Origin of the sequence: Mesorhizobium sp. M7A.T.Ca.US.000.02.2.1 (genome assembly GCF_003996995.1) — a bacterium.
Classification (GTDB): domain Bacteria; phylum Pseudomonadota; class Alphaproteobacteria; order Rhizobiales; family Rhizobiaceae; genus Mesorhizobium.
Genome location: NZ_RZTT01000002.1, coordinates 18,520 through 42,778, shown reverse-complemented (window position 1 = coordinate 42,778; position 24,259 = coordinate 18,520). Strand labels below are relative to the sequence as shown.

The window sequence follows — 24,259 nt, the reverse complement described above, 5'->3', positions numbered from 1 at the left end:
TCAGCTAGGGCGACGGCAGATCGTATCGTGTTACGATTGCAATGCCGTTTTCGATCTCGATTTCGATAACTTCATTAATCAGGAATTCCTCTGGGCCAAGATCCTCGAGGAGAGCATCGAAGAGCTCTCTCTGTTTTTCAGGCCCGACCTGAGGGACGACGATAATCAGGCCGGCGTGAACCGGTTCTTTGGCATAGAGCTTCCTGAAGTCCTTAGCATTGTTGGTGACGAAGGTGAAATCCTCATCGATAATGAGCGGCATGAGGTCCCAGTCGGTTTCGCCGCTTAGCCCAAGCCAGTTGACGTGGTTTGCTTCATGTCCGCGTTCTTGGGCTACCGCAACCAGAGACGTGTGCAGGCACTCATCGATCAGAAACCTCACGAGGTCACACGCGTCTCGACCTGGCCGACGGACCTGGGTCGCCCTTCAAAACCACGCGCTTCGACGACTTTATTTTCACGCCCTGCTCGACCAGCTTCTTAGGCCGCCCACGAACCGGGTGCGCGGCGACCCACATTCTGGCGAGCTCAATCACGCGCGGCGTTAGCTTCGGATATCCCTCCAGAACCTCCGCTTCATCTGCGCCCTGCGCTAGCATCGTCGTGATCATACGAACAGGGATGCGGGTTCCTTTGAAGACAGGCTCTCCGCCCATCACCCCTTTAACGCGGCCGATGGCGGCCTCCGCTTCATCAAGATCCACGATGCGCGCTTTGAGCTGTTTACGTGCCTCGGCGACGTCGACGATCAGCAGGTCGTCGGCCCTTACGGTCTTGGCCCTTGGGGCAGCTTTGATTTCCTCGAACAGGCGGTAGCGACGATCAGCGGGCAATGTCGCACCCACGCCATACCAAAGCTTGAGCCGCAGCAAATCCTCGCCGGTCAATGCCCGTCGGACGACCCCACCGATGCGCCGAGCAGTGCTTGGCACAGTATCGACAATGCGTTTGTCGATCGCATTGTGCACGGCCTTGATTCCTATCCCGCTGACGGCGGCTGCCTCTGCGGGGGTGTAGATGCGAGCAAGTGTGCCCATTATTCTTCTCCTTATAAAGAATAATATAGGCCGTTTGACCCCCTCCGTAAAGGCACGCGTCTTTGGAATCACGGCGGTTAGCAAAGGCGGTGGTGAGCCGAGAGGCCTCACAAACCCTTGGGGCTCGAGATGGCAGACTCGGCGCAGTATAATTGCGCTAACTATCGAATTTGCAGTTGGCGACAAACGACACACGAGTTCGTCGCGGACTTTTAACTCTGCGAAGGCGCGTCTTCGAGCGCTTTGAAACCCTACACCCATCTGCAGGCCATCTGTATCAAGCTTTGGACCAAAACCGTTTCCATCGCTCACGAGCGTTCTCTCTGGGGGTCTCAAGTGGGGCTTGCCCATGGCCACGAATTTTTGGGCGACAGCGGTGCAGAGGCCGCATACCGCTGCCTGCTTGACGTCGCTGACCGTGTCCATGTCCGAAATTTGCCTACAAATTTCGGACGCCCTTGGGCGCGCTAGATTCGCTATGGAAAGCTGGAAGCACTCGCAAGCCCGGTGGCCACAGCGTCTGCAGCGCCAAGCTATTCCTCCGTATCCAAACCCGCATCCTCATGGCCACTAGCCAACTCTGGCATAATTTCACCAGCAAGCAGCTCATCTCTGCTCAGCAGCCCGGCATCCTCGAGCGCCTCGCAGTCCGGGAGATCGCGAAGCGTGTCGAGGCCGAACTCGAGCAGGACGCTTTTGTCGTCACATAGGTGTAGGGAGCGCCGGGCGTCGGACTGCGCGGGTTCGACGCGATCAGGCCGGTGCCGCAGATGGCCGATCAGGTCGCGACTGATTACTTCCCGAAAACCGACGACAATTCGGCGCGGGTAATCGGCTGGAAGTGCCGATGCACATCAGCATCAGCACGTCCGACCACGTCAGGTCCACGGCACGCCCGCTGCTTCCGCAGGCGCGGATGGCATCGGCATAGGCCGGCCGTGTCAGGTGCTTCCAGCCGCCGGCGACAGCGACGAGGTCATAGGGCCGTCCGCGCAGCTCTCGGATGTCGTCGATGAGAAGGTCACGGGCGAGCTCGCGGGAGAGACTGCACCGCAAGCGCGTCCCGCGCGCGCGAACTGCTCGATCAACTGATCTCAGACGACGACGAATCTCGTCCAGATTCCAAAAGCGGTGGCCGCAGCGGCGCTTTGCGGGCTCGCGTTACCACAGATCGCAGAACTGTGATCTCGCCTTGTGCCCGAGACCGCAATCTGGGCTCGCGACGAAGCATATCGCTTGCGATCATCAAAGGACGCGTCGACGCCGTCGGTTGCCTTTTCCACCGCCGCCTCACACATCGTGTTGGGGCTGAAGAGCTACCTGCAAATCCTCGCAACGGGCGCGGCCGCATCCTTGATTTTACAAATTGACACGTCTTGGTTTTTAGAAAATGCCACGTGCGATGATGGCGCCAAAAAAAAATGTCACGCGAGATGATCATGCCTGAGGTAAATGGTCCGCCAAAGTTGGGAAAGGTATACCGGTTGAATGGTGGATAGGTACGCCGGATAAAAAGGGCTTCGGGTTCCGGAAGACGAACTAATCGACGGATAGGCGCTGCTCGTGAGGGAAACTGCATGCGCATTACGGTTATGACCATCCAGGGATGTCGGATATGATCTTGAATAGTGACATTGCAGGCCAAAGAGCGGCCGAGAAGCTAGCAGAGGGCCTGAAATCGCAGGGCAAGCAGCAATACGAAGAAAGGTCGAGGGAACGCGAACGAGATGTGTCTCGTTAGGTCGCACGTTGCACCAGGGGTGCGTCGGAAGGCACTCCGCCGTGTCCTGAAGAGGTAGCCTGCACTTGAGAATAGCCACGGTGGTACCTTATTTTCGGCTGTGAAGCACACGAGACCCGCGACGTGAGACCCAGTTGCTCAATACCCAGTTGCTGGGTGAGCGTGCATGACTGCCAACGGAAGGTCTTGCACGCACCCTCGCGATCTTGAGCAATGGTCGCCATGACTTTCTTCTTGCAGGCTTTTGAGTGGCCCAGCCTGCAATCACCAGACCCCACCGACTCTAAAGAGCGTGGCAGACGGGATAGTCGAGGTTGCCCGGCACAATTACGCTCAAGGCTTGCGCCGCCCAGAGGACACGCTGAAAAGGCAGCATGGGCGCGCAAGCACGCCATTCACGAGAGTTCGACATGAAGACTATGCAAGAAAAAGACATTCCGGCATTCGTGCAAGCAGTTGTGGAGGCCGGCTGCAACATTTGCGCGATTGGCAACTTGGGATATGTCTTTGGCGATGCTGATTTGACGCCGGCGCAACGGAGGTCCGTCGAGCCACAGCTGCGCAGGATTGCTGAGATCTACGGCGAACGCGATCATCTCATGGACGAGATAGCTGTATATCTGCGGTCGATCGGACGCCATGTCGAGGTTGAGCCGAAGACAGGTGTTTCCTGATGGCCGCGATCGATCGCGTTCCGTAGTCGCCATTTCTATTGGGTAACGAGCAGCCGTCTTCCAACCTCTGAAACAAAAAAGAGGTGACCCCCAAAGGCCGCTCTCGAGACCGCAAGTCTGAGCCGCTAACGCATTGCGATAACCAGGCTGTCCGAACTGGGCGTCGATGCCTTCCTCGACCAGGTCGCGGTAGGCGGCGATCTCATCTACCGCATGCATAGCCAAGCCAGAGAAGTTTTCGGCAGCGGAATTCTCGGTCGCTTCCCCTTTTATGACTAGAGGGTGCGGCCGATCCGGCCGCGACGATCTCGCAGGGATTGCCATATACGGCAACACGAACACCGGCGGATCAATACTCGGATAATGGCGGCCGGCTATGTAGCGATCGATCGCGCACCAACATATCAATGCAATAGCTTAGTTGCTTTCAAAGGCGGGTCTCTACGAACTGCAAGCAAGCTAAACGATTGCGTCAACTCTTCCTCGCAGAGCGAAAACTCCGCGCCCACGCGATTTCTCTGCTGGAACAGCGGCACATCCTCAGCGCCAGGACACGGCCGCCGCCGTCGGGTTTTACGAAGCCGGTGATTGCATAAGTTGCCCGCAAGATATCATTGGTATCGGGAACGCCGCCGATGCCGCATCCTGAATAGAGCGGCCGCTTGCACCTGCCAGCCCGACGACCAGATCATATCTGCAACTCCATCTACCTGGACGTGGTGCAAATCACCTCGCTGAAGCCGCAAATCGTCGCCTTCGACCAGGATAACCACATCCGTGACCGCCTGAGCTACTCGGTCGATCTCGACGCACATGGCCGATACAGTTTTTCCATCCTTCACGAAGCGAATGAGACTTTGGCCATTCCAGCCCTGGTCTACGGGGCGTGACTTGTCCCCGATGCATGCGCGAGCTCTCCGCTCGGCCGGCCGCCGGACGTCGCCACCGGCCGAAGGCGCCCGAAGGCGCCCGAAGGCGCTTGACAAAGCAGCACCGGCCCATTCAACTTGAGGCATTCACCAGGGGAGTCCCGGTAAGGGGCTGAGATACTGCTGGCTTTCGCGGCGCAGTGACCCGTTGAACCTGATCCAGTTCATACTGGCGTAGGGACGGTGCAAGCGCTTTGCGGGAGTTTACGCCCGAGGTCCTGCTGCAGCAGGTCTACAGAAGCGTCTTTTCATCCTTCCGGCACAGAACTGGGTCTCCAATGCATGAGCAAAGGAGCCTCACGATGAATGCCCTCACCCCCGCCGTGTCGACGGGACCACTGCCCGCCTCGCGGAAAATCCACAAGCCCGGCGTCCTCTACCCGCAGATCAGGGTGCCGATGCGCGAGATTTCCGTCCATCCGACGGCCGGCGAACCGCCCGTCACCGTCTACGATCCGTCCGGCCCCTACACCGATCCATCAGTCCAAACCAGCATCGAAAAAGGCCTTGCCCGGCTTCGCCACGAATGGGTCACGGCGCGTTGCGATGTCGAAGCCTATGACGGCCGCCACGTCCGGCCGGAAGACAATGGATTCGCCACCGGCGAGCGCCTGACACCGGAATTTCCGATACGCAATCGGCCGCTCAAGGCCAAGCAGGGCAAGGCGGTGACCCAACTTGCCTATGCGCGCGCCGGCATCATCACGCCAGAAATGGAGTTCGTAGCCATCCGCGAGAATCTCGGCCGCGAGGTGATGCGCGGCAAGCTGCAACGCGACGGCGAAGCCTTCGGCGCGGCGATCCCAGATTTCGTCACACCCGAATTCGTGCGCGACGAGGTGGCGCGCGGACGCGCAATCATTCCCGCCAACATCAATCATCCCGAGAGCGAGCCGATGATCATCGGTCGCAATTTTCTGGTCAAGATCAACGCCAACATCGGCAACTCGGCTGTCACATCATCGATGGCCGAAGAGGTCGAAAAAATGGTCTGGGCGATCCGCTGGGGCGCGGACACGGTGATGGACCTGTCGACCGGCCGCAACATCCACAACATCCGCGACTGGATCGTGCGCAATGCGCCGGTGCCGATCGGTACGGTGCCGCTCTATCAGGCGCTGGAAAAGGTCAACGGCATCGCCGAGGATCTGAACTGGGAGGTCTACCGCGACACGCTGATCGAGCAGGCCGAGCAAGGCGTCGACTATTTCACCATCCACGCCGGCGTGCGGCTGCACTACATACCGCTGACCGTCGACCGGGTCACGGGCATCGTCTCGCGCGGCGGCTCGATCATGGCCAAATGGTGCCTGCACCATCACCGGGAGAGCTTCCTCTACGAGCATTTCGCGGAGATATGCGACATCTGCCGCGCCTATGATGTCTCCTTCTCGCTCGGCGACGGCCTTCGTCCCGGCTCGATCGCCGACGCCAATGACGCGGCGCAATTCGCCGAGCTGGAAACGCTGGGCGAGCTGACGAAAATCGCCTGGGCCAAGGATTGCCAGGTGATGATCGAAGGCCCCGGTCACGTGCCTATGCATAAGATCAAGGAGAACATGGACAAGCAGCTCGCTGTCTGCGGCGAGGCACCGTTCTATACGCTTGGACCGCTGACGACCGACATCGCGCCGGGTTACGACCATATCACCTCAGGCATTGGGGCGGCGATGATCGGCTGGTTCGGCACCGCCATGCTCTGCTACGTCACGCCGAAGGAACATCTCGGCCTTCCCGATCGCAACGATGTCAAGATTGGCGTGATCACCTACAAGATAGCCGCCCATGCCGCCGACCTGGCGAAGGGTCATCCGGCTGCTAAACTCAGGGATGATGCCCTTTCCCGCGCTCGCTTCGAGTTCCGCTGGGAAGACCAGTTCAACCTGTCGCTCGACCCCGAAACCGCGCGCTCCTTCCACGACCAGACCTTGCCCAAGGAGGCGCACAAGCTGGCACATTTCTGCTCGATGTGCGGGCCGAAATTCTGCTCGATGCGCATCTCCCACGACATTCGTGCCGAGGCACAGAAAGAGGGCATGGCGGCAATGGCGGCGAAATACCGCGAGGGCGGCGATCTCTACATGCCAGCTGACGAGACTGGCGTACCGGTCGTGCCAGAGGCTCCCAAACCATCATGAGGGTGCTCGTCAAAGGGGCCGGCGTTGCCGGCCTCACCGTCGCTTTCGAACTCGCCGCCCGCGGCGCGACGGTTACAGTCGCCGAGATGCGGCATGGCCTTGGCGGCAACGCGTCGTGGTTCGCCGGCGGCATGCTGGCGCCATGGAGCGAGCGCGAAAGCGCGGAGCAGCCGGTGCTGGATCTCGGACGCGACGCTGCCGACTGGTGGGATGCGGTGCTGTCGGGTCAGGTGACACGGGCCGGGACATTGGTCGTGGCCGCGCCGCGTGATGCCGGTGAGCTTGACCGGTTCGCCAGTCGCACGTCAGGGCATCGGCGCGTCGATGAAAACGAAATTGCGCTCCTGGAACCCGACCTCGCCGGCCGCTTCCGGCGTGGATTGCTCTTCCCCGACGAGGCTCACCTCGACCCACGCCAGGCGATGGCGGCACTTCATGACAAGCTTGCGACCATGGGTGTCAAATTCCACTTCGGCTGCGACGCCCGGCCTGTTTCGGGTTTCGCCCGTCAGATAGACTGCATGGGAATGGCAGCGGCCGATGACAGGCTGCGCGGTGTTCGCGGCGAAATGCTGATCCTTCGCACGCCTGATGTCTCGCTGTCGCGGCCGGTCCGTTTGCTTCATCCACGCTTTCCGCTTTATGCCGTGCCGCGCACCGATCACCGTTTCATGATCGGAGCGACGATGATTGAAAGCCAGAGCGCCGGACCGGTGACGGCGCGTTCCATGATGGAGCTGCTGGGCGCCGCCCATGCCCTCCATCCGGCCTTTGGTGAGGCCGAGATCGTTGAAACCGGTGTGGGTGTCCGTCCGGCATTTCCCGACAATTTGCCACGCGTCGAAACAGACGGTGAGATCATCGCGATCAACGGTCTTTATCGTCACGGTTTTCTCCTCGCCCCCGCCATGGCGCGCCAGGCTGCCGACCTGGTTTTCAGTCAAGACAGAACCAAGGAGCATGCTCATGAAACTGATGGTCAACGGCGAGGCGCGTGAGATTGCCGCCACCATGCTGGCCGAGTTGCTTGCCGCGCTCGACTATGAGGGCGATTGGCTCGCCACCGCCGTCAACGGCGACCTCGTGCACAAAGCCAACCGCGCGGAGTTCCAGTTGAGCGACGGCGACCGGATCGAAATCCTCTCGCCCATGCAGGGCGGCTAGCATGTTGGAGCTTTATGGAACCGAGCTTTCGTCGCGCCTGCTTCTCGGCACGGCTCAGTATCCTTCGCCGGCCATCCTTGCCGACGCGGTCAAGGCGTCGGGCACGTCGGTGGTGACCGTCTCGTTGCGGCGTGAGATGGCGGGCGGTAGGGCCGGCGAACAATTCTGGTCGTTGATCCGCTCGCTGGGCGCCAGAATCCTGCCCAATACCGCCGGCTGCCTCTCCGTCAAGGAAGCCGTCACCACCGCGAAAATGGCGCGCGAGGTCTTCGGCACCAACTGGATCAAGCTCGAAGTGATCGGCAATCACGACACGCTACAGCCGGATGTGTTCGGTCTGGTTGAAGCCGCCCGCATCCTGTGCGAGGACGGCTTTGCGGTATTCCCCTATACCACCGACGATCTCGTTGTCGCCGAGCGGCTGCTGGAAACGGGCTGCAAGGTCCTGATGCCGTGGTGCGCACCGATCGGTTCCGCCTTGGGACCGGTCAACATGACGGCGCTGCGCTCGATGCGCGGATATTTCCCTGGCGTCCCGCTGATTGTGGATGCGGGGCTCGGACGGCCGTCGCACGCGGCCACCGTCATGGAACTCGGCTTTGACGCCGTGCTCCTGAACACAGCGGTCGCCAAGGCGGCATATCCGGTCGGCATGGCGCGTGCTTTCGGTAAGGCGGTCGACGCCGGTCGTGAGGCGTTCAGCTCGGGAATGCTCGAACCGCGCGAAGTCGCCGTGCCATCGACACCGATGATCGGCAGGGCAGTTTTTTCATGAAGCTCGATCCCTTCTACCTGATCGTCGACAGCGCTGCCTGGATCGAACGGCTGGTCCCACTCGGAGTCCGGCTTCTGCAACTGCGCATCAAGACCGTGGATGAGGCTGGGTTGCGCGCGGAGATCCGCACCGCGAAGGCCTTGTGTGCTCGATACCAGTGCCAACTCATCGTCAACGACCACTGGCGCCTGGCAATCGAGGAAGGCTGCGACTTCATACATCTCGGCCAGGAGGATTTGCAGACCGCTGACCTCTTGGCGATACGGGCAGCCGGCGTAAGGCTCGGACTGAGCACACATGATCATCAGGAGCTGGAAACGGCGATGGCCGCCGAGCCTGACTACATAGCGCTTGGACCCATCTATCCGACCATCCTGAAGAAGATGAAATGGGCGCCGCAAGGGGTCGAACGGATCAGCGAATGGAAGCGCCAGGTCGCGCCGTTTCAATTGGTCGCCATTGGTGGCCTCAACCCTGAGCGGCTCGACGGTGTCTTTGCGGCTGGCGCGGACAGCGCGGCGGTGGTGACCGACATCACGCTCAACGACGACCCCGAGGCGCGCACGCGAGAATGGATCGAGAAGACGGACCAATGGCGCTGAGGCGAGAACCACATGTGCTTGTCGTCGGTGGATCGGACTCCAGTGGCGGTGCTGGAATTGCACGCGATATCGAGACGATCTCTGCCATTGGCGTGCGCACCTGTCTCGCCGTCACAGCGCTAACGGTGCAAACGCATGACGCCGTGATCGAAATCTATTATTCGCCACCTAGCCTGGTGGCCAATCAGATGTGCGCCGCGCTGCAGGCCAACGACGTGGCCACAATCAAGATCGGCATGCTGGCGACTGCCAAGATCATTGTTGCCGTTGCCGCAGTGCTGCGCAAATTTCCGCATGTCCCCGCAGTACTCGACCCTGTGCTGGCCTCCACCTCAGGCCGCGCACTTCTGCAAGCAGGCGCTATCGCTGCCATGAAGCGCGATCTTATGCCGCTTTGCTGCATTGTCACGCCCAACCTCCCTGAACTGGCGCTCCTTAGTGGCTCCGAACTGGCAGTGGATGAGGACGGAGCGCTCCAACAAGGAAAAAGACTGCTGGCCGCCGGCCCTCAAGCCCTGCTGATCAAGGGTGGGCATGCGTCGGGAACCCGGTCGACCGATATTCTGTTACGCTCCGGGCACGAACCCATCCGCTTCGATGCACCGCGCCTTGCCACATCGATGCGCGGGACAGGTTGCATGCTGGCCAGCGCGATTGCGGCGCATCTGGCGAAGCCGAAGCCGCTCGAAGACAGCGTGCGCGAAGGCAAGCTGTTTGTCTTGGAGAGGCTTCAGAAATGCCGGCTGAATAACCACAGCGTTCTGCGTCCAGCCAAGCAGACCCATTTTCCAGAATTTTTCCCGTAGCGAGACTAGAGAAGGGGCTACTGCTTCTCTATGCCATCCTCACAACGCGTTGAGTTTCTCACTGCCAATTATGCGACTTTCGAGGTGCAAATAGCGAATATCGAGTTCTTAGTGACAGAAACGACCGGAATTGGTTGCGTGGATCACCAGGTCGCTACCGATTGGGTCAGCGACTCAATAGAACGTCACATCTCTGTCCACACTCGAGCTTATTTGCCGCAAACGCGTCGAGCCCCGCGTCAATCGGTCTTATAATAGTATCCGGGGCAGCTCCAAAGCTGTGGCATCGGCTACCCGCCGGCCGTGGCGCTTGCTGTTCGAGCGTCGGACGCCGCCTGCCATTGAACATCTGATGGGCTATTGGGTGGCGGCGACACACTCATCCAGGTGCAACTGGCTTTTTCAACTCGGGAACCAGCAGAAGCCTTCGCTGCGTCGCAACATTTGGATTATGTCGTACAGCCCGATCTTCCAGAGAAAACAAGACCTAACGTTCGAAACCTGTCACGCAACCAACCACCGAATGAAAGATCCAGCGTGCGATCGCAGGGAGGTAAGAATAACCGGTCTGGCTTTCCTATCGCCGGTCCAGGTTAAGACCAACGACGTCGTCACGACATCAACACAGTGCGCGAAGCGCTCGTATTCCTGAATCAGTGGCCAAAAGCGCGTCGGGGACCGGTATTCAGTTGCGCGGTGAGAAGCAGCAACGCAGCGATCGCCGGACAGATGACACCCGAGCAGGCGCGGCAAGCATTGTGGGATTTGCCAGGATTGCCGGGCGTGCTGGCCAAATCTGATTTCGTCGTTGGTGGCGACTGATTTAAAGCTGCAGGAAGATCACCGCCGGTAACGCGTTGGCCCGCTGCTCGCCAAGACGGAAAGAACGCCGCCTTGTGAGTTCCAATAATGGGCGATGCGGGAATTGCACATGTCTGTGCCCATCTGTCCGGCCGAAATGCAAATGGCGTCACTGGCGAAGGTCAGCGAACGCGGCACGCAGGGCTGGATTCTTTTGACTTGCGGCAAGCCGACATAGGTGCTGGCTTGATGTCTCGGTCACTGCGACGTGTCATGCCGATTCATTCGTCAGCTACCATGACGATGCGGCGCGTCGCCTGCGATCAGTTGATCGAACCGCGGTGCAATTCGGGACGCTTCGTCGATCCCGACAGTTGCGCAAAGGGAAGCCAAATCAGCGACTAGAGGCAACGTGGCTACGGATTCGAAGGGACCCCGCTGTTGCCGAAGAGGTGACTGGTGGAATGTCAAAGATCACCTCTTGAAAGGCCATTTGGGGCCACCTAATTCGATAAAGCCGGATGCCGCTATCGGGTCCTGGCACGGGAATGACGGTCCGGCCCTACGGTGGATCGAGTTCGGTTCATGTCGCTTCGCAAGGAGGATGTGTTCCGGCGTCTGCCCGAACCCCTCTTTCTCGCATTCTGCGAGGTTGCGCGATCGGGCCGCTCGGTCTCTGTGCTGATCGCCCCTCCTGTTGCCATCGATCGATTCCGCTTCCGGTGCGCACGCACGTGTCGCGCGTGGCAATCATGCAAGGTCGTGAATCATAGGAGGATGTACATGCTTTTGTCGGATTTCGGCCGCATCGGGTTCGATCCGTTTGTGGAAATGCGGCGCATGCAACAGGAAGTAAACCAGCGTTTGGCCGGGCTGACCGCCAGCGCCGCTCAGGAGTTTCCGCCGATCAATCTTTGGACTGGCGAGGACAGCGTGGCGGTGGCCGCGGAACTGCCGGGGATATCACCTGACGAAATCGGCCTCACGGTGCGCGAGAACATTCTGACATTGAAGGGAACGCGCGAGCCTCGAACGGAGGACGAGAAATCCGTCTGGCACCGCCGTGAGCGCGCCTATGGGACCTTCTCCCGGACAGTGCAATTGCCATTCCGCGTCGACCCGGAACGGGTCGAGGCGCGTTTCGCCAACGGGCTGCTCGAAGTCGAGTTGCACCGGCCGGAGGCGGATCGGCCGAAGAAGATCCAGATCAAGGGATAGAGGGAGGCAAGCATGGCTCAGGAACTGAAGACAACCGAGCGCCAGGTGCCAAGTACGCTCGACGGTAGCGAGCGTACCCGTTCGCGTCCGGTGTTCGTGCCGCGCGCCGATATCTACGAGACTCAGGACAATGTCGTCCTTCTCGTTGATATGCCCGGCGTCGCTTCCGACGGGGTCGATATCACGCTCGAGAAGCGAACGCTGGCGATCCGTGGCTACGCGGCCAATCAGCAGCACCAGAACTATCGCCAAGTCTACGCGGAATATGACGCGGGCGACTACGAGCGTGTCTTCACCTTGTCCGAGGACATAGATCGCGACGGCATCGAGGCGTCGCAGAAGGACGGCGTCCTGCGTCTTGTGTTGCCAAAGGCGGCGCCGGCTAAGGCCCGCAAGATTCCACTCAAGATGGCTTAGCCTTGGAGATATGAGGAGGTTGACGATGCAGATCAGAGACCTGATCCCCTGGGGCAATAACAGGGGAAACGAAGTCGCGAAACGCGAGGAGGATAACCCCGTCCTTTCGCTGCAGCGTGACGTGAACCGATCTTCGAGGATTTCTGGAAACGGTTCGATCAACCGTTCGGCGCATTCGGACGCCTGGATGTCAGCGGACCTCCAGTTGATATCGCTGAAACCGACAGCGCGCTCGAGGTATCGGTCGAGCTTCCCGGCATCGATCGGAAGGATGTTGACGTCTCTGTGACGGACAATGCGATCACCATCAAGGGTGAGAAGAAGAGCGAACGAGAAGAGAAGTCGAAGGGCTATCACCTGTCGGAGCGTGCGCGTGGTTCGTTCTATCGGTCGATCCCTCTGCCGTTCGGCGTCGACACGGAAAAGGTCAACGCCGAATTCAGGCACGGCATCCTTACCGTGACGCTGCCAAAGACCCAGGAAGCACTGTCACGGGTGAAGAAGATCGAAGTGAAAGCGAACTAAAAACGCCACACGAATATCATCAGACGCGGCGGACAATTTACCGCCGCGTCTCATGTTACTGCGCCAATTTATGCCGCGTATATACAGTGAGCGCGGTTCGGGCGCGCGCCAAATCTTCTCGCGCAACGAGCAGCATCTCGTCCGCCGTATCCAGCGCGGCCAAGGCTCTCGCGGTCGGACTGGGGCACTCGATGTTGACGCGAGCCCATGCGCGGTCGATTTCGGCCAGAGCCGCGCGAACATTGGCGATCGCGCGTTCGATGGCGTCGTAAAGTGCGATCTCCTCCTCAGCCAGGGCTTTGCCAGCCATTAAACTTCAAGCGAAACGCCGTCACTTTGCCCGCTGAATATCATCAAAAACGAGGCTGCCAACACCACATCACGTTATCGCGCAGCGACGGCGCAATCATCATCTTTGGAGGTGCACCTGCCGGAGTTCGCGGAGTGCTCATACAGGCGCGCACAAAGGTGATGAGTTGCTCAAGGGTCGTTGGATCCCACGGTTTGGTGATCGCACCCAGCGCGCCTGGGATCTGCTCAGGAGTGCCGGTCACGAAAACAACCAGAGCGGCAAATTCATGGGCCAATGCCGATGCAATTTGCGGTCCGGTGAGGCCGTTATGCAGGTTGAGATCGACGAGCGCGAGATCGGGAATGGCGGCCTGCCCAGAGCAAGAGTCTGCTTGGCGTCAGAAGCTGTCCCGACCACTTCGTCACCGAGCGTGGTCAGGTGTGACTCCAGATCCATCGCGAGAACTATCTCATCCTCGACGATCAAAACCTTGAGCGGCTCTATTGCCTCTCCATCTGCTTTCGTAAAAATGCGCGTCGGCGTATCTCCTGCCGAAAAGCGCGCCGAGCAGCCCCCGGTAACGAGGCTAACGCCTGACCGGTCGAACCGCCGCCACGTTCAAAGGGGCCATAGTAGGCGTCGAAGGACGGCAGCACGAAGCTGTGCTCTTCAGTGCCAGTCTGAATGTCCCGAAAGCCGATCTCGGCGAAGAGCCGCTAGAGCCGCTCCGCGTCGCCGAGTGCGAATGTCCGAGATGCGCCCTGAACATCGATCTAAGTGCCGGACTGCCAGCGCCGCGAGGGTAGCCCGAAGTAGGCCGCGACGTCTCGCGAGCGGCGGAAGCGCGTGGGATCGTCGATCGCGTCATGAACGAAAACCGCCGTTACCGAGCCGACGCCGGGATGGCCATGAAGCGCCGGCATGGTTCGCTGCGCGCCACCGTTTTGACGACGCAATCGTGCAGCCGGCAATACTGTCTCCACAGTGCCGCGCGCGCCGACAGCGTTGCATCCATCAGTTCGGTTGACAGCAGATTGTCCGCCACAGCCCCTGCTTGAAAACCCCGCGTCCGTGGCAATCCAAGTTTCTCGAGTTCTGGATTGCAGCCAGGGCGACAGCGATCCGGCCTCGTGGCCGACGCGGTGCAGTCGCGCCAGACACGGCTCCAGCACCGCAAACTGTGCCTCGGGATCCGTCACCATCGTTGCCGCCAGATCAAAGACGACGTGCGTTGCCTGGTGGTGGTCGCAGTGGAGGAGATAAACGGCTTGGTGATGCTGAAATGCGGCGCCTCCCTGCCACCGGAAAGCGCTCGATTCAGGCTTGCTTGTAAAAGTCGTCCGGAGTTCCCCCCGTTCGGACGGGAGTGCGGCACGCAGCTTGATGGACGATGGTCTGGACGCACCCAAAGAGCTTACCGCGAGATGCCACCAATAAAAGCTAGGTCGCCATGACACAGAAAAACAGCAAACTTTGCGGTCAAAAACAGCGACGAGAGGGCACGAAGCTACCGTGGCCGGCGAATTCAATTCGCGACAATGGTCGGGCAAGGGTATAAGGTCCATGCTTGGAGAGGCAAAACGCCGCTCGTCCGGCTTTTTGCCCATGTTTCAACCCGTCGTGAATATCGAAGACGCGCAGACGCTGGCGCAGGCGATCGTCAATACGATCACCGAGCCGTTTCTCGTGCTCGACGAGCAGTTTCGCGTGCTGGCGGCCAGCCGCTCCTTCTACTACACATTCGAAGTCGACCCAGGGCAGACCCAAGGCTCGCTGCTTTACGCGCTCGGCGACGGTCAGTGGGATATTCCGGCACTTCGCCTGCTGCTGGAGACGATCATTCCCGAGAAGACCGCCATGGACGATTTCGAGGTCGAACATGATTTCCCGCGGATCGGCCGTCGCACCATGCTGCTCAATGCCCGCAAGGTGCTTTACGACCATAGTTCGGCCATCACCATCCTTCTCGCCTTCAATGACATAACGGCCCGTCGTATCATCGAGCGGGAGAAGGAAGAACTGCTCGGTCGCACCGAAGACCTGCTTCGGCAGAAAGACGTCCTGCTGCGCGAGATGGAGCATCGGGTTGCCAACAGCCTGCAGATCATTGCCTCGATCCTGTTGCTGAAGGCACGCTCGGTGACGTCGGAAGAGACGCGCCAGCATCTCAAGGACGCCCATCAGCGCGTTCTGTCCGTGGCCGAGGTGCAACGCCATCTCCACACCTCCGCCGGCGTCGACGAGATCGATGTCGGCTCTTACCTACCGAAATTGTGCAGCAGCCTCGCCTCGTCGATGGTCGGCGAAGCCCAGCCGATCACGGTCACCGTGATGGCCGAAGGCGGCAGGATAGATTCGCAAAGGGCAGTCAGTCTGGGACTAATTGTCACCGAACTCGTGCTCAACGCCATCAAATATGCTTTCCCCAAGAAGAGAACCGGCGCTCGCATCCAGGTGAGCTACGAGACCGCGGGCAGTGACTGGAAACTGACGGTTTCGGACAATGGCGTCGGCAAGATCGCCAACGACGTACCGGCTACCGGACTTGGAACAGCCATCGTCGAAGCACTGGTGAAACAACTGGAGGCCAGGGTGGAGATTATCAGCGATATTGACGGCACCAGCGTGTCGGTCACCCGGGCGACGTTCACCTCGCGCGTGCCGCGAGCGGCGTAAAAACCGTTACTACGATGCTGCCTTCCGGACATCGCCTGATGTCCAGGGGATCTTCTGCCGCCACGGCCTTGTCCCCGGAGCGCAGGACTGCCAGTCGCATCGCATAAGCCGAAACCTCTCAGTCGGTTGAGGGCGCTTCCGATGGCCAAGATCCGCTTTTTTGGCGTTCAGCCGGTGGGACCAAGCTCTGAAGCTGACGCTGCGCAGGTCTTTGCGTGGATGACTCGGTGCGGTCGGTAAACTCGAAGTGGCGGTTGTGTGCGTCAAGTTCTGCAAAATGGGGCGGCCACGATGCTGGTCATGCGGCTTGGCGTAGAGCGAGCTTCTTGTGCTCGCGCAGGTCGTCAATGTTGATGTAGGGCCTCCATCCAGTTTTCGTTGGTTTCGACAGCCGGCGCCCTGACGAGGCGCAGGCAGCTTTCGGCGTTGGGGAAGATGCGCACGACATAGGTGCGCCGGCGGATTTCCTCATTGAGCCGTTCAAGCATGTTGGTGCTCTTGAGATGCTTGTGATGCTGGCGCGGCAGGCAAAAGAAGGTCAGCGTGCGCTCGATGGTCTCCTCCACCGTCGTCCATCTCGGCCTCGAGCACCTCCTGCATCACCGCACGGATCATTTCGTGAAGTCCGTCCGGGTCTGAAAGCAGAATGTCTTTGACGGCAGCGCTGGCGGTCTTACTTTCAATCTTGGTCATGGTGGCGTTCCTTCGCGGGAATCGGCGACATGAACAATCACCAGATCCCATGGCGACGGATGGATAGCGGCGCGTGCTCTGGCAGAGTGACGCTGCTAACAAACACCCCGCGGAGGAACACCATGCATGTAGTGGCCGACCGATCCGAAACTCTGACTGCTATCCGGACTGGTCTGGGCGCAATCTTCGTATCGCTGGAGCTCAGCCGTTCAACCTGGCTGATCTCGTCGTTGTCGCCAGGTGGCGGCGAGAAGTTGTCGAAACACAGTGTCCCCAGTGGTGATTTATCCGCCTTGTTCCGTCGCTTCGATAGCGTGCGAGAGAAGGCAAGAGCACGCATGGGGCCAGACTTCCCCGTCGTCGCTATCCAGGAAGCCGGGCTCGATGGCTCCTGGATCCATCGGGTTCTGAGCAAGGCGGGGATCGAGAGCTACGTCGTTGATCCCGCTTCTATCGCAGTGTCTCGTCGCAGTCGCCGAGCCAAAACCGATAAGATCGATGGTGAAACGCTCGTCTCTCCTTGCCTTCAAGCGAGGCGAACCGCGCATATGTGCAATGGTCAAAGAGCCAACACCGGAGCAGGAGGATCGCCGGCGTATCTGTCGTGAACGCAAGGTACTGACGACCGAACGGGTATATAAAACGCCGCTCACTCAGAATGGTCTCGTCGCCCGAGCCCAGCGGCCGTAGGCGGGATGTTGGTGCAGCCGTGAAGAGCAGCGACCGAATGTGAGGTTGATCTGCTCGGTTACGAGCAGAGTCCTGCAAGTCGGGTTCAACCTGGATCCCATAATCGATATGACAAGCTAATCCCACTTTGACCGGCGCTCAGCACACCTAATTTCGAGCCGCGCCGACCTACACACCCGCTATCGACATGATCCGAGTGGCGGCCTGAACTAGGCCGGCAAACTCATGTTCGTTGGCACTGTTTTTCGCTTGCATCCCGGTTAGGCGGGGACAGACGCCCTACTGCGACGCCTGCCCGGCTTGTCCGTGTCTCGCTCGCCTGACGTTTCGGGTTCGGTCTCAATGATCTCGCCCGCCACCACGGCGCGGGTCCGCTCCAGCATCGCGGGGATGTCCCGCGCGGGCAGCGGGCGGCTGAGCAGGAAGCCCTGCGCCTCGGTGCAGCCTTCTCTTCGGACCCGTTCCAGCTGCTCCACGGTCTCGACGCCCTCGGCGGTGGTCTGCATCCCGAGGCTGTTGCCGAGGCTCGTGACCGCTCGAATGATGGCGACGGAACTGTCGATATCTCCGGCGTCCGTGATGAAGGATTGATCGATCTTGATCTTGTCGAATGGGAACGAGCGCAGATAGCTCAAGCTCGAATATCCGGTTCCGAAGTCGTCCATCGCGATATGAACGCCGAGCATGTGGATATGTTGCAGCATCGAGAGAGTCGCCTGGCTGTTGGCCAGCAGCACTGTCTCGGTGATCTCAAGCTCAAGCCGGCTGGGGGGCAGTCCCGAGATATCCAATGCCTCGACGATGGTGGAGAGCAAGCGCGCGTTGCGAAATTGCGCCGGCGACAGATTGACGGCGACCTTGATGCTACCGGGCCAGCTTGCCGCGTCGAGACAGGCTTGCTTGATAACCCATTCACCGATCGGGACGATGAGGCCGATGTCCTCGGCCAGCGGGATGAATTCTCCCGGGGATACGATGCCGCGCGTCGGGTGATGCCAGCGCAGCAGCGCCTCGAAGCAGCTGACCTCGCCGCGGTCGAGATTGAGGAGCGGTTGGTAGTAGATTTCGAACTGCTGCCGCACCACCGCTTCGCGCAGGTCGAGTTCGAGAAACCGCCGCGCTTGCATGCGCGCATCCATTTCCGGTTCGAAGAACCTATAGGTTCTGCGTCCTTCCGCCTTTGCCCGGTAGAGCGCCATGTCGCCGGTCTTGAGAAGTTGGTCGGCGTCCCAGCCATCGTTCGGCGCAATCGAGATGCCGACGCTGGCGCTGATCATCACGCCATGGCCATCGACAACATAAAGTGCGCTCAGCCCATCAATGACTCGTTAGGCAAGGGCTGTAGATTCGACCGGCTGATCAACCGCGGTTTGAATGATCACGAATTCATCGCCACCGAGCCTGGCCACGGTGTCGCCTTCACGGACGACCTGTTTCAGTCTAGCGGCAACCTCCCTCAGCAAGGCGTCGCCAGCCGGGTGCCCCAGCGTGTCGTTGACCGCTTTGAAGTGATCGAGATCGAGGCAGAGGAAAGCAATCTTGCTACCATCACGCCGCATCTCGACCAAAGCCTCCTCGGCGCGTTCGCGAAACAATATGCGGTTTGGAAGCTCGGTAAGTCCGTCGTGGCGCGCCATGTGGGAAATTTTGGCCTCGCTGCGCCGCAAGTCGGTCACGTCATGGTGCGTGGCAAGCCACCCGCCGCCCGGCAGCGGCTGATGAATGAGGTCGATAGTGCGCCCGTCCCTGAGTTCCACTAGGCTCACCACGCGCTCGGCACGATCGATAGTCGCCGTCAGCTGCTGCAGATACTTTTCCGGGTCTTGGCCGACATAGAGGCCCGCCGCGATCCGGAACCGCATCAAATCGACCCATGGCGTGCCGGGACGAGTCAGAACCTCTGGCACATGGTAGAGATCGGCGTAGCTTTGGTTGCACAGAACCAGCCGCCTCTCCGCATCGAACATGCAAAGCCCCACGGGCATATTGGCGGCAGCCGCAGCCAGTTGCTGACGCTCCAGCTCGGCTTCGCGGGCCAGGGCATCGCTGCGCTCCAGACTGGCTCGGTAGCCGGCAAAGGCCGAGAACAGCACTCCTACCTCGTCCCGACGATCTCTTTTCAGCGCAATGAGGCTCGAGCGGCGCTCGCCCTGCGCCAAGCAACGCATCGCCTCGGTCACGGCGAGGATCGGCTTGCTGACATTGTGGCGTATCCAGGCGACAAGCCCACCAAGACACCCGGCGGCAAAGAGAACTGCCAGCCAAGTCAATCTTTGCGCGACGGTATAGGTGCTATCCGCCATCGTCGCGGCGGCCGTGCTGCGCTCATTGGTGAGGGCCAGCAGATCGTCCAATCGCTGCGAGGCGGCGGCAACGGTCGGGAGCGATACCGTCTCGAACTCCTTGACAGCCATTGTTCGCCCTCCTGTTTCGAGGAGCGGGAAAATCGATGTCAGGGAATCTTCGTAGGCCGTCCATAGGTTGACGAACTGGTCGAACAGCTGCTGCTCGGCCAGCGATCCGGCACTCCGGCGATAGGCGCGCCGACCTTGCAGTATTTCGTCGCTTTCCCTCGCCATCTCCTTCTCAATGCCGGCTATCTGCGCAGCCTCGGCAGTGCGCACGCGCAACGTCGCATAGAGCTGGTGTTCCGCGAGGTTGCGCTTCATCTCGCCGACGATCTGGACCTGGGGCAACCAAACGCTGGTGATCTCGCTCGTGACCTTGTTGAGTGATCGCAGTTGCGCGACCCCAAATACTCCCACGGCCACGACGCACAGCAGCGCCAGCCCAAAGCCCAACGAGAGCTTGGTCCCGACGCTAATGTCCTTTAGCCCTCTCATCTAGAAAACTGCAAACGCAAGACCAGTCCTCGTCAAATAGCATCGAGCTTTAGCGAATAGTAAAAGTATTCCTAGTGTCGCGTCTAAGGTATTAATGCTGGCTTAAGACTGCGTAATCCCCTAGAGGATCGACCAAACCACGTTGTAAAAGGCCGGCGGATGAAGCTCACCGATTTCCATATGATCCGATGACGGGCCTACAAAAAGATCGAGGTGCTCGCACCTAGTCTTGGAAGCCGCTTGCAGCTTCTCTCACCGCACCGTGGGATCGGCCTTCGATCCCCTTCGAATGTAGCGAGGCCAGCCCATATTATGCACGACGATGGGGCTTTGAGGCTGGCAGTCGAATCTATGATCGGCAGTGTTCATCAGCCGAGGAAGGAGCGCCGCGGCGCGCGCCGAGGCGGTGCGCGAACTCGAGCGTGATCGCCGAGATCGAGGCGAAGGAGCCGCTCGAAGCGCTCGACACCTTCATGGCGCAGAACGCATCGATGATCCAGGCCCAGCATGCAGCCTCCAGCTTCGATGTCCATCGGGTCCTTCAGGCCATGGACCACGAGCCGAGACCGCCGCAAGGCGATGCCGGACTGATGCGGCTGCCGGTGGTCGACATGCAAGGCCGGCCGCTGGCCAGCGAAGCCGAGTTGCGCTATTCCATTTTCCACCGCTTGACCTCGGGCGCGGTGAAGGTGGTGGCGGTGCAGCTAAAGGGAACTCCGACTGGAGCCATGCTGACACGCACGTTCACCGTGGAGGGCGTGCCCTACCGCATGGACCTGTTCGGCGGCAGCAAACTGAAGCCGCCGCAAAAGAGCCTGAACCAGCTTGCCTCTCACCTGCCTTTCACGGCCGCAGAGGCCCCAAGCGGCAAGCTTTTGGCGATCCCCTATGCCGAGACGGCTCCGGGTACGGCCTTTGAGCAGCTGTCGCGGGCCTGGGCGCCGTTCAAGGAAGCCTATTACTATACCCAGCGCCGCGGATTTGCCGCGCCGCCGGGCATCCCCGACATTGGCCCCCATGATTATGCGCTGGAAGGGTGCTTCAAGCTGTCCCTTCTGCCCGACCATCCCGCAGGCGCAGTGCATCCCTTCCGGTTCGAGGGGCGAGACGGCGAGATCGCCTTGCGGCCGCATGACGGCTGCGGCTTCATTAGGGCCTCACTGGCCGAGCGCATGCCGTCCATTGCCCGGGCTCGCCACGACGCTCCCGAGCGGATGCCTGCCTATGCCGATAAAAGGCAATCGGCGGTACCGCCCTCGGCGCTGCAACATTATCCGCGTAGCGTCGAGGTAGCACAGGAGACCCGCGAGAAGGCTCAGGCTTGGCTCGAAACCCATCAAAGCCTCACCGCCGAGGAGCTGTTCCGGACGGTCACGGGCGGGCATATCGAGGGTTCGAGCGCTATCGCCGTGCCGTCCAGCGACGAATGCCTGCATGTGCCGACGGGCAAGAGCAAGACCTTGACCCGTGACGCTGGCGTGCTTGTCGGACGCTCCCCCTATGACAAGCCCAACCTGCGCCCGTTCGCCGCCGACCGGGTCAGGTCGGCGCGCGATGGCGACCGGACCGCGGCGTTCCTGGATCGGTGCGTGGCCTTCCAATATAGCTTCAACGTCGCGCACAGGTCGGGGGCTGGGCTTGCCGCCGACGATCCGACCTTCTTTGCCAAAGGCATCTTGATCGTTGTGCCCGACGAAATGTGGCCGGCGGACTTCGCCGAGCGCGGGGTCGTGATGTCTGCCGAGGACGTAAAGTGCCATTCGTACTGGCTGGAGGAAAAGGACCGGGTCAAGGCCGACACCGCGCTCGAGTGCGTCGGCATCCTGCAGGCGACGGAGGTGTTCGCGCCCGGCTCTTTGGTTGCGGTTCCGAGCGTCGAACAAAAAATGCTCGACGGCGATTTTGATGGCGACACCGTCGTCATCATTGGCGACCAGCCTCGCCTTTACGAGCATGTGCGCCAGTTCGACGCGCAGCTGCAGGCGCGCGGCATCGCCTCGATGAAGCCGCCGAAGTCGCACACGCCGGCCATTGAGAAAAGCGGCTACCAGTTCACCCGGTCCAAGCAGATCCTGTCGGCCACCGGGCTGGTGCTGGAGACCTACAGCTGCCTGCAGCGCAACGTGCTGGCGCAGCCGCTGGAGGCGCAACGCTGGTTTGCCGAGCGTGCCATCTTCGGCACCTACGAGGGCATTCATAATGAGCTCAAGGCCGACATCCGCGCACTGTTGCAGGAAGATCGGCCGGATGGCCAGGCCCTCCATGAGCTCATCGCCAGGGCGAGGGAAGACAGCAAGGCCGCCAGGCATCCGGTGGCCTGCGAACTGGCCGCGTTGTTAGTGGCCGAGCTCCAGGACTGGAACCTGCAGCTCAATAGCGAGCCGGCTCATGAGCAGTCGGAAGTCAAGCTGCATGAAAGCGCCATCAATCTGTTGAGCGTCGGCATCAAGGTCGGCACTGACGCCTACAAGTCCGATACCGGTGCGCGGGTGTTCATGCAAAAAACCACCGAATTGCAGCGGCTCTTGGAGCAGAGGCCGGGCTTCAAGTCGGCGCCATATGTCAAGGCGCAGGCGGCAAAGCTCCACCAGGGCCGGTTCGACGTCGATGGCAGCCTGGCGGATCTGAAGGACAACCCCACGCTGGCGGCATCGGTCATGGAGGCCTCGATCAGACTCGCCGTCGAAAAGCGCATTCTGCTCAGCGCCTTAGCAATCTCGGCCGAAGACGACCGCGCCAGCACGATAACGCTGAGCAGCGAACAGGCCCTTGAGCGGGCCAGGCTCGAAGCCGCCCCCGCCGAAGCGCAAGAAAGCGCGATTACCAAAAATTGTGCATGCGGTTGCCGAGCTTTTGCGGCAGGACGGCATCGAGGTGAAGGTGCCGCATCTTGACCAACGGTCGGGCGGGCAGGTCTGGATAGCCGACGAGTTGACCGGCCAGAGCGTGAGCACGGCGCCGGAGGCCCAACTGGTCACCAATGCCGTGCGCCATGTCTTCGAGATCCCGGACGAGGCTTTTACGCGCGCCTTCAGGAAGGCGGCACTGGCCTTCGAGGAGCGGGACTGCAGCGAGGTCGAGACCACCAACTGGGTCATCAGGATGGACAGGCCGCGGTTACGCGGCGTTCACACGGCGTTCAGAACCGCGCAGAACTATCGCTTCGAGGTCGAGTTCCCTACGCCGGCCAGTTATCGGGCCGAGCTCGCGCACCGCGCGCAGAGCGAATGCGAGCTAGTCCCCATTCCCCGTGGTGCTGGGAGATATTACACTGGGACTCGTCAGGAGAAAGCAGGTCGAGGGCGGCAGGGACCTCCAGGTCGCCCATCGTCGCAAGACAACAGATTGCGGTCGCTCGCTCGCCGCAAGCCGGCGAGATCCTCGCGGCCCTCGGTACGCGGCCGGTCGTGCTCGTCGGCATGCCGGCGAGCGGCAAGTCGACCATCGGCGCCCAGCTTGCCAAGGAGTTGGGGGTGGAGTTTGTCGACATCGATAAGCATATCGTCGCCGATCACGGCAATCTGATGGAGATGTTCGCCGACCCTGGCCGTGGCGAGGCGCACTTCAGGGACCTGGAGACCAAAGAGCTCGCCAAGCAGCTGGAGAGAGGCCCCATCGTCATCGCAACCGGCGGCGGCTGCTTTGGCAAGGAGTCCAATCAAGCCCTGATTCTTAATAAGGCGAGGTCGATCTGGCTCGACACCCGAGCTGAAAGAGCTCCGCAGGCGCCTCGAGAGGGACACCAGCCGGCCGCTGCTGCAAGGCGCCGACATCGAGCAGAAGGTTGACCAGCTGTACGAAGAGCGCAGTCCGTTCTACCAAAAGGCCGATATCAGGTTGCCCCTCGTCCCGCCCTTTCAAAAAGACAAGAAGGACGCCCGCATTTGCGTGAAGGAACTCTACGCTTTCCTGTGCAGCGACAGAGAAGCCGCTCTGCCCGCTGCCGAGATATCACATGTCTCCGGTGCTTCCGGCACCGCCACCAGCATGTCCCCAACAGCTCAGCGCATGCACGATGATCATCACAACGGCTACGATTGCGGGGGCGGCGTCGTGGAAACCATCCAGGCGCCGGCGGCACTATTGAGTGAAAGGGAACGGCCGCCGCTCCTCGACACCCTCACCGCCGACCCGCAGCCTTTGCTGGCCGGCAATAACGCACGAGCGAATTTAGCGTCTTCCACGAGAAGCAGGGAACGCTCAAGTCGAGGACGATAGCTTAGGCGTCGCAGGTTTGG

21 protein-coding genes, 5 pseudogenes and 1 riboswitch are annotated in these 24,259 nt (G+C 60.5%); of the genes and pseudogenes, 17 read left to right on the top strand and 9 right to left on the bottom strand.

Translation table 11 applies throughout. The features are described 5' to 3' along the window. Window positions 1–4 precede the first annotated feature (4 nt). From EOD15_RS00515 to EOD15_RS36450, 3 genes and pseudogenes are all read right to left on the bottom strand, one after another. Window positions 5–382 carry a DUF5615 family PIN-like protein gene (locus tag EOD15_RS00515; RefSeq protein WP_126057625.1) on the bottom strand — a complete coding sequence of 126 codons (378 nt, stop codon included), beginning with the start codon at window positions 380–382 and terminating at the stop codon, window positions 5–7. A 4-nt stretch (window positions 383–386) separates the two neighbouring features. Then, entirely contained in the window at window positions 387–1,037 is a 651-nt protein-coding gene (locus EOD15_RS00510) for a DUF433 domain-containing protein (protein WP_126057624.1), read from the bottom strand. A gap of 533 nt (window positions 1,038–1,570) precedes the next feature. Further along, a pseudogene (locus EOD15_RS36450) lies at window positions 1,571–2,093 on the bottom strand (SMC-Scp complex subunit ScpB). Window positions 2,094–3,152: 1,059 nt separating this feature from the next. Between EOD15_RS36450 and EOD15_RS00500 the strand changes: the two are divergent. The 12 genes from EOD15_RS00500 to EOD15_RS36445 all read left to right on the top strand — a co-directional run bounded on the left by EOD15_RS00500 (window position 3,153) and on the right by EOD15_RS36445 (window position 12,827). Then, complete coding sequence (locus EOD15_RS00500) at window positions 3,153–3,452, top strand: hypothetical protein (protein WP_245463529.1); 300 nt, start codon at window positions 3,153–3,155, stop codon at window positions 3,450–3,452. 662 nt (window positions 3,453–4,114) lie between these two features. Further along, entirely contained in the window at window positions 4,115–4,342 is a 228-nt protein-coding gene (locus EOD15_RS00495; RefSeq protein ID WP_245454713.1) for a hypothetical protein, read from the top strand. Between the two features lie 121 nt (window positions 4,343–4,463). Beyond that, a riboswitch (TPP riboswitch) is annotated at window positions 4,464–4,580 on the top strand. A gap of 103 nt (window positions 4,581–4,683) precedes the next feature. Beyond that, window positions 4,684–6,519, top strand: a complete 1,836-nt coding sequence (gene thiC / locus EOD15_RS00490; RefSeq protein WP_127318682.1) for a phosphomethylpyrimidine synthase ThiC — start codon at window positions 4,684–4,686, stop codon at window positions 6,517–6,519. Continuing rightward, window positions 6,516–7,517 (top strand): glycine oxidase ThiO, encoded by a 1,002-nt coding sequence (gene thiO, locus EOD15_RS00485; protein ID WP_127318684.1) that lies wholly within the window; start codon window positions 6,516–6,518, stop codon window positions 7,515–7,517. The genes thiC and thiO overlap by 4 nt, the downstream gene beginning before the upstream one ends. Next, window positions 7,486–7,683: a sulfur carrier protein ThiS gene (thiS, locus tag EOD15_RS00480; protein WP_127318686.1), complete on the top strand. Its 198-nt coding sequence runs from the start codon at window positions 7,486–7,488 to the stop codon at window positions 7,681–7,683. Before thiO ends, thiS begins: the two co-directional genes overlap by 32 nt. A 1-nt stretch (window position 7,684) precedes the next feature. Continuing rightward, window positions 7,685–8,458 (top strand): thiazole synthase, encoded by a 774-nt coding sequence (locus tag EOD15_RS00475; protein WP_127318688.1) that lies wholly within the window; start codon window positions 7,685–7,687, stop codon window positions 8,456–8,458. Beyond that, on the top strand, window positions 8,455–9,060 hold the full coding sequence (locus EOD15_RS00470; protein ID WP_126057618.1) for a thiamine phosphate synthase: 606 nt from the start codon (window positions 8,455–8,457) through the stop codon (window positions 9,058–9,060). Before EOD15_RS00475 ends, EOD15_RS00470 begins: the two co-directional genes overlap by 4 nt. Beyond that, window positions 9,051–9,866 (top strand): hydroxymethylpyrimidine/phosphomethylpyrimidine kinase, encoded by an 816-nt coding sequence (locus EOD15_RS00465; RefSeq protein ID WP_126057617.1) that lies wholly within the window; start codon window positions 9,051–9,053, stop codon window positions 9,864–9,866. Before EOD15_RS00470 ends, EOD15_RS00465 begins: the two co-directional genes overlap by 10 nt. Window positions 9,867–10,493: 627 nt before the next feature. Further along, window positions 10,494–10,688 (top strand): DUF982 domain-containing protein, encoded by a 195-nt coding sequence (locus tag EOD15_RS00455; protein WP_245463528.1) that lies wholly within the window; start codon window positions 10,494–10,496, stop codon window positions 10,686–10,688. A gap of 564 nt (window positions 10,689–11,252) precedes the next feature. Continuing rightward, window positions 11,253–11,885 (top strand): Hsp20/alpha crystallin family protein, encoded by a 633-nt coding sequence (locus tag EOD15_RS00450; protein WP_126057616.1) that lies wholly within the window; start codon window positions 11,253–11,255, stop codon window positions 11,883–11,885. Between the two features lie 12 nt (window positions 11,886–11,897). Further along, window positions 11,898–12,302, top strand: coding sequence for an Hsp20/alpha crystallin family protein (locus tag EOD15_RS00445; protein WP_127318690.1), 405 nt, complete (start codon window positions 11,898–11,900; stop codon window positions 12,300–12,302). Between the two features lie 129 nt (window positions 12,303–12,431). Then, window positions 12,432–12,827 (top strand): Hsp20/alpha crystallin family protein, encoded by a 396-nt coding sequence (locus tag EOD15_RS36445; protein WP_346016474.1) that lies wholly within the window; start codon window positions 12,432–12,434, stop codon window positions 12,825–12,827. 55 nt (window positions 12,828–12,882) lie between these two features. Here the strand turns inward: EOD15_RS36445 and EOD15_RS00435 are convergent, their stop codons facing one another. The 3 genes and pseudogenes from EOD15_RS00435 to EOD15_RS00425 all read right to left on the bottom strand — a co-directional run. Further along, complete coding sequence (locus tag EOD15_RS00435; protein ID WP_127318692.1) at window positions 12,883–13,137, bottom strand: hypothetical protein; 255 nt, start codon at window positions 13,135–13,137, stop codon at window positions 12,883–12,885. 43 nt (window positions 13,138–13,180) lie between these two features. Continuing rightward, window positions 13,181–13,414 carry a hypothetical protein gene (locus EOD15_RS00430; RefSeq protein ID WP_127318694.1) on the bottom strand — a complete coding sequence of 78 codons (234 nt, stop codon included), beginning with the start codon at window positions 13,412–13,414 and terminating at the stop codon, window positions 13,181–13,183. 481 nt (window positions 13,415–13,895) lie between these two features. Further along, window positions 13,896–14,333, bottom strand: a pseudogene (locus EOD15_RS00425) (transposase); the annotation flags it as partial. 391 nt (window positions 14,334–14,724) lie between these two features. Between EOD15_RS00425 and EOD15_RS00420 the strand changes: the two are divergent. Next, window positions 14,725–15,795: a PAS domain-containing sensor histidine kinase gene (locus EOD15_RS00420; RefSeq protein WP_127318696.1), complete on the top strand. Its 1,071-nt coding sequence runs from the start codon at window positions 14,725–14,727 to the stop codon at window positions 15,793–15,795. 298 nt (window positions 15,796–16,093) lie between these two features. Here EOD15_RS00420 and EOD15_RS00415 read toward each other — a convergent pair. Both EOD15_RS00415 and EOD15_RS00410 read right to left on the bottom strand, forming a co-directional pair. Continuing rightward, window positions 16,094–16,376, bottom strand: a pseudogene (locus tag EOD15_RS00415) (transposase); the annotation flags it as partial. Next, on the bottom strand, window positions 16,276–16,488 hold the full coding sequence (locus EOD15_RS00410) for a hypothetical protein (RefSeq protein WP_126057615.1): 213 nt from the start codon (window positions 16,486–16,488) through the stop codon (window positions 16,276–16,278). The gene EOD15_RS00410 and the pseudogene EOD15_RS00415, both read right to left, overlap by 101 nt. A 122-nt stretch (window positions 16,489–16,610) precedes the next feature. On the opposite strand from EOD15_RS00410, the pseudogene EOD15_RS35600 reads away from it, so the two are divergent. Then, window positions 16,611–17,124 (top strand): annotated as a pseudogene (locus tag EOD15_RS35600) (transposase); the annotation flags it as partial. 314 nt (window positions 17,125–17,438) lie between these two features. Here EOD15_RS35600 and EOD15_RS37305 read toward each other — a convergent pair. Further along, window positions 17,439–20,021: pseudogene (locus EOD15_RS37305) on the bottom strand (EAL domain-containing protein). A 422-nt stretch (window positions 20,022–20,443) separates the two neighbouring features. Here EOD15_RS37305 and EOD15_RS00390 point away from each other — a divergent pair. The 3 genes from EOD15_RS00390 to EOD15_RS36435 all read left to right on the top strand — a co-directional run bounded on the left by EOD15_RS00390 (window position 20,444) and on the right by EOD15_RS36435 (window position 24,239). Beyond that, entirely contained in the window at window positions 20,444–22,915 is a 2,472-nt protein-coding gene (locus EOD15_RS00390) for a hypothetical protein (protein ID WP_245463527.1), read from the top strand. 513 nt (window positions 22,916–23,428) lie between these two features. Further along, entirely contained in the window at window positions 23,429–23,809 is a 381-nt protein-coding gene (locus tag EOD15_RS36440; RefSeq protein WP_245463526.1) for a shikimate kinase, read from the top strand. Further along, window positions 23,697–24,239: a shikimate kinase gene (locus EOD15_RS36435; RefSeq protein ID WP_346016473.1), complete on the top strand. Its 543-nt coding sequence runs from the start codon at window positions 23,697–23,699 to the stop codon at window positions 24,237–24,239. The genes EOD15_RS36440 and EOD15_RS36435 overlap by 113 nt, the downstream gene beginning before the upstream one ends. Window positions 24,240–24,259 lie beyond the last annotated feature (20 nt).

Excerpts from the sequence above, each read along its gene's own strand:
- EOD15_RS00465 (WP_126057617.1), top strand. The coding sequence starts at position 9,051 with ATGGCGCTGAGGCGAGAACCACATGTGCTTGTCGTCGGTGGATCGGAC.
- EOD15_RS00470 (WP_126057618.1), top strand. The coding sequence starts at position 8,455 with ATGAAGCTCGATCCCTTCTACCTGATCGTCGACAGCGCTGCCTGGATC.
- thiC (WP_127318682.1), top strand. The coding sequence starts at position 4,684 with ATGAATGCCCTCACCCCCGCCGTGTCGACGGGACCACTGCCCGCCTCG.
- thiO (WP_127318684.1), top strand. The coding sequence starts at position 6,516 with ATGAGGGTGCTCGTCAAAGGGGCCGGCGTTGCCGGCCTCACCGTCGCT.
- EOD15_RS00450 (WP_126057616.1), top strand. The coding sequence starts at position 11,253 with ATGTCGCTTCGCAAGGAGGATGTGTTCCGGCGTCTGCCCGAACCCCTC.
- EOD15_RS00410 (WP_126057615.1), bottom strand. The coding sequence starts at position 16,488 with ATGACCAAGATTGAAAGTAAGACCGCCAGCGCTGCCGTCAAAGACATT.
- EOD15_RS00420 (WP_127318696.1), top strand. The coding sequence starts at position 14,725 with ATGTTTCAACCCGTCGTGAATATCGAAGACGCGCAGACGCTGGCGCAG.
- EOD15_RS00475 (WP_127318688.1), top strand. The coding sequence starts at position 7,685 with ATGTTGGAGCTTTATGGAACCGAGCTTTCGTCGCGCCTGCTTCTCGGC.
- thiS (WP_127318686.1), top strand. The coding sequence starts at position 7,486 with ATGAAACTGATGGTCAACGGCGAGGCGCGTGAGATTGCCGCCACCATG.
- EOD15_RS00510 (WP_126057624.1), bottom strand. The coding sequence starts at position 1,037 with ATGGGCACACTTGCTCGCATCTACACCCCCGCAGAGGCAGCCGCCGTC.
- EOD15_RS00500 (WP_245463529.1), top strand. The coding sequence starts at position 3,153 with ATGGGCGCGCAAGCACGCCATTCACGAGAGTTCGACATGAAGACTATG.
- EOD15_RS00445 (WP_127318690.1), top strand. The coding sequence starts at position 11,898 with ATGGCTCAGGAACTGAAGACAACCGAGCGCCAGGTGCCAAGTACGCTC.
- EOD15_RS00435 (WP_127318692.1), bottom strand. The coding sequence starts at position 13,137 with ATGGCTGGCAAAGCCCTGGCTGAGGAGGAGATCGCACTTTACGACGCC.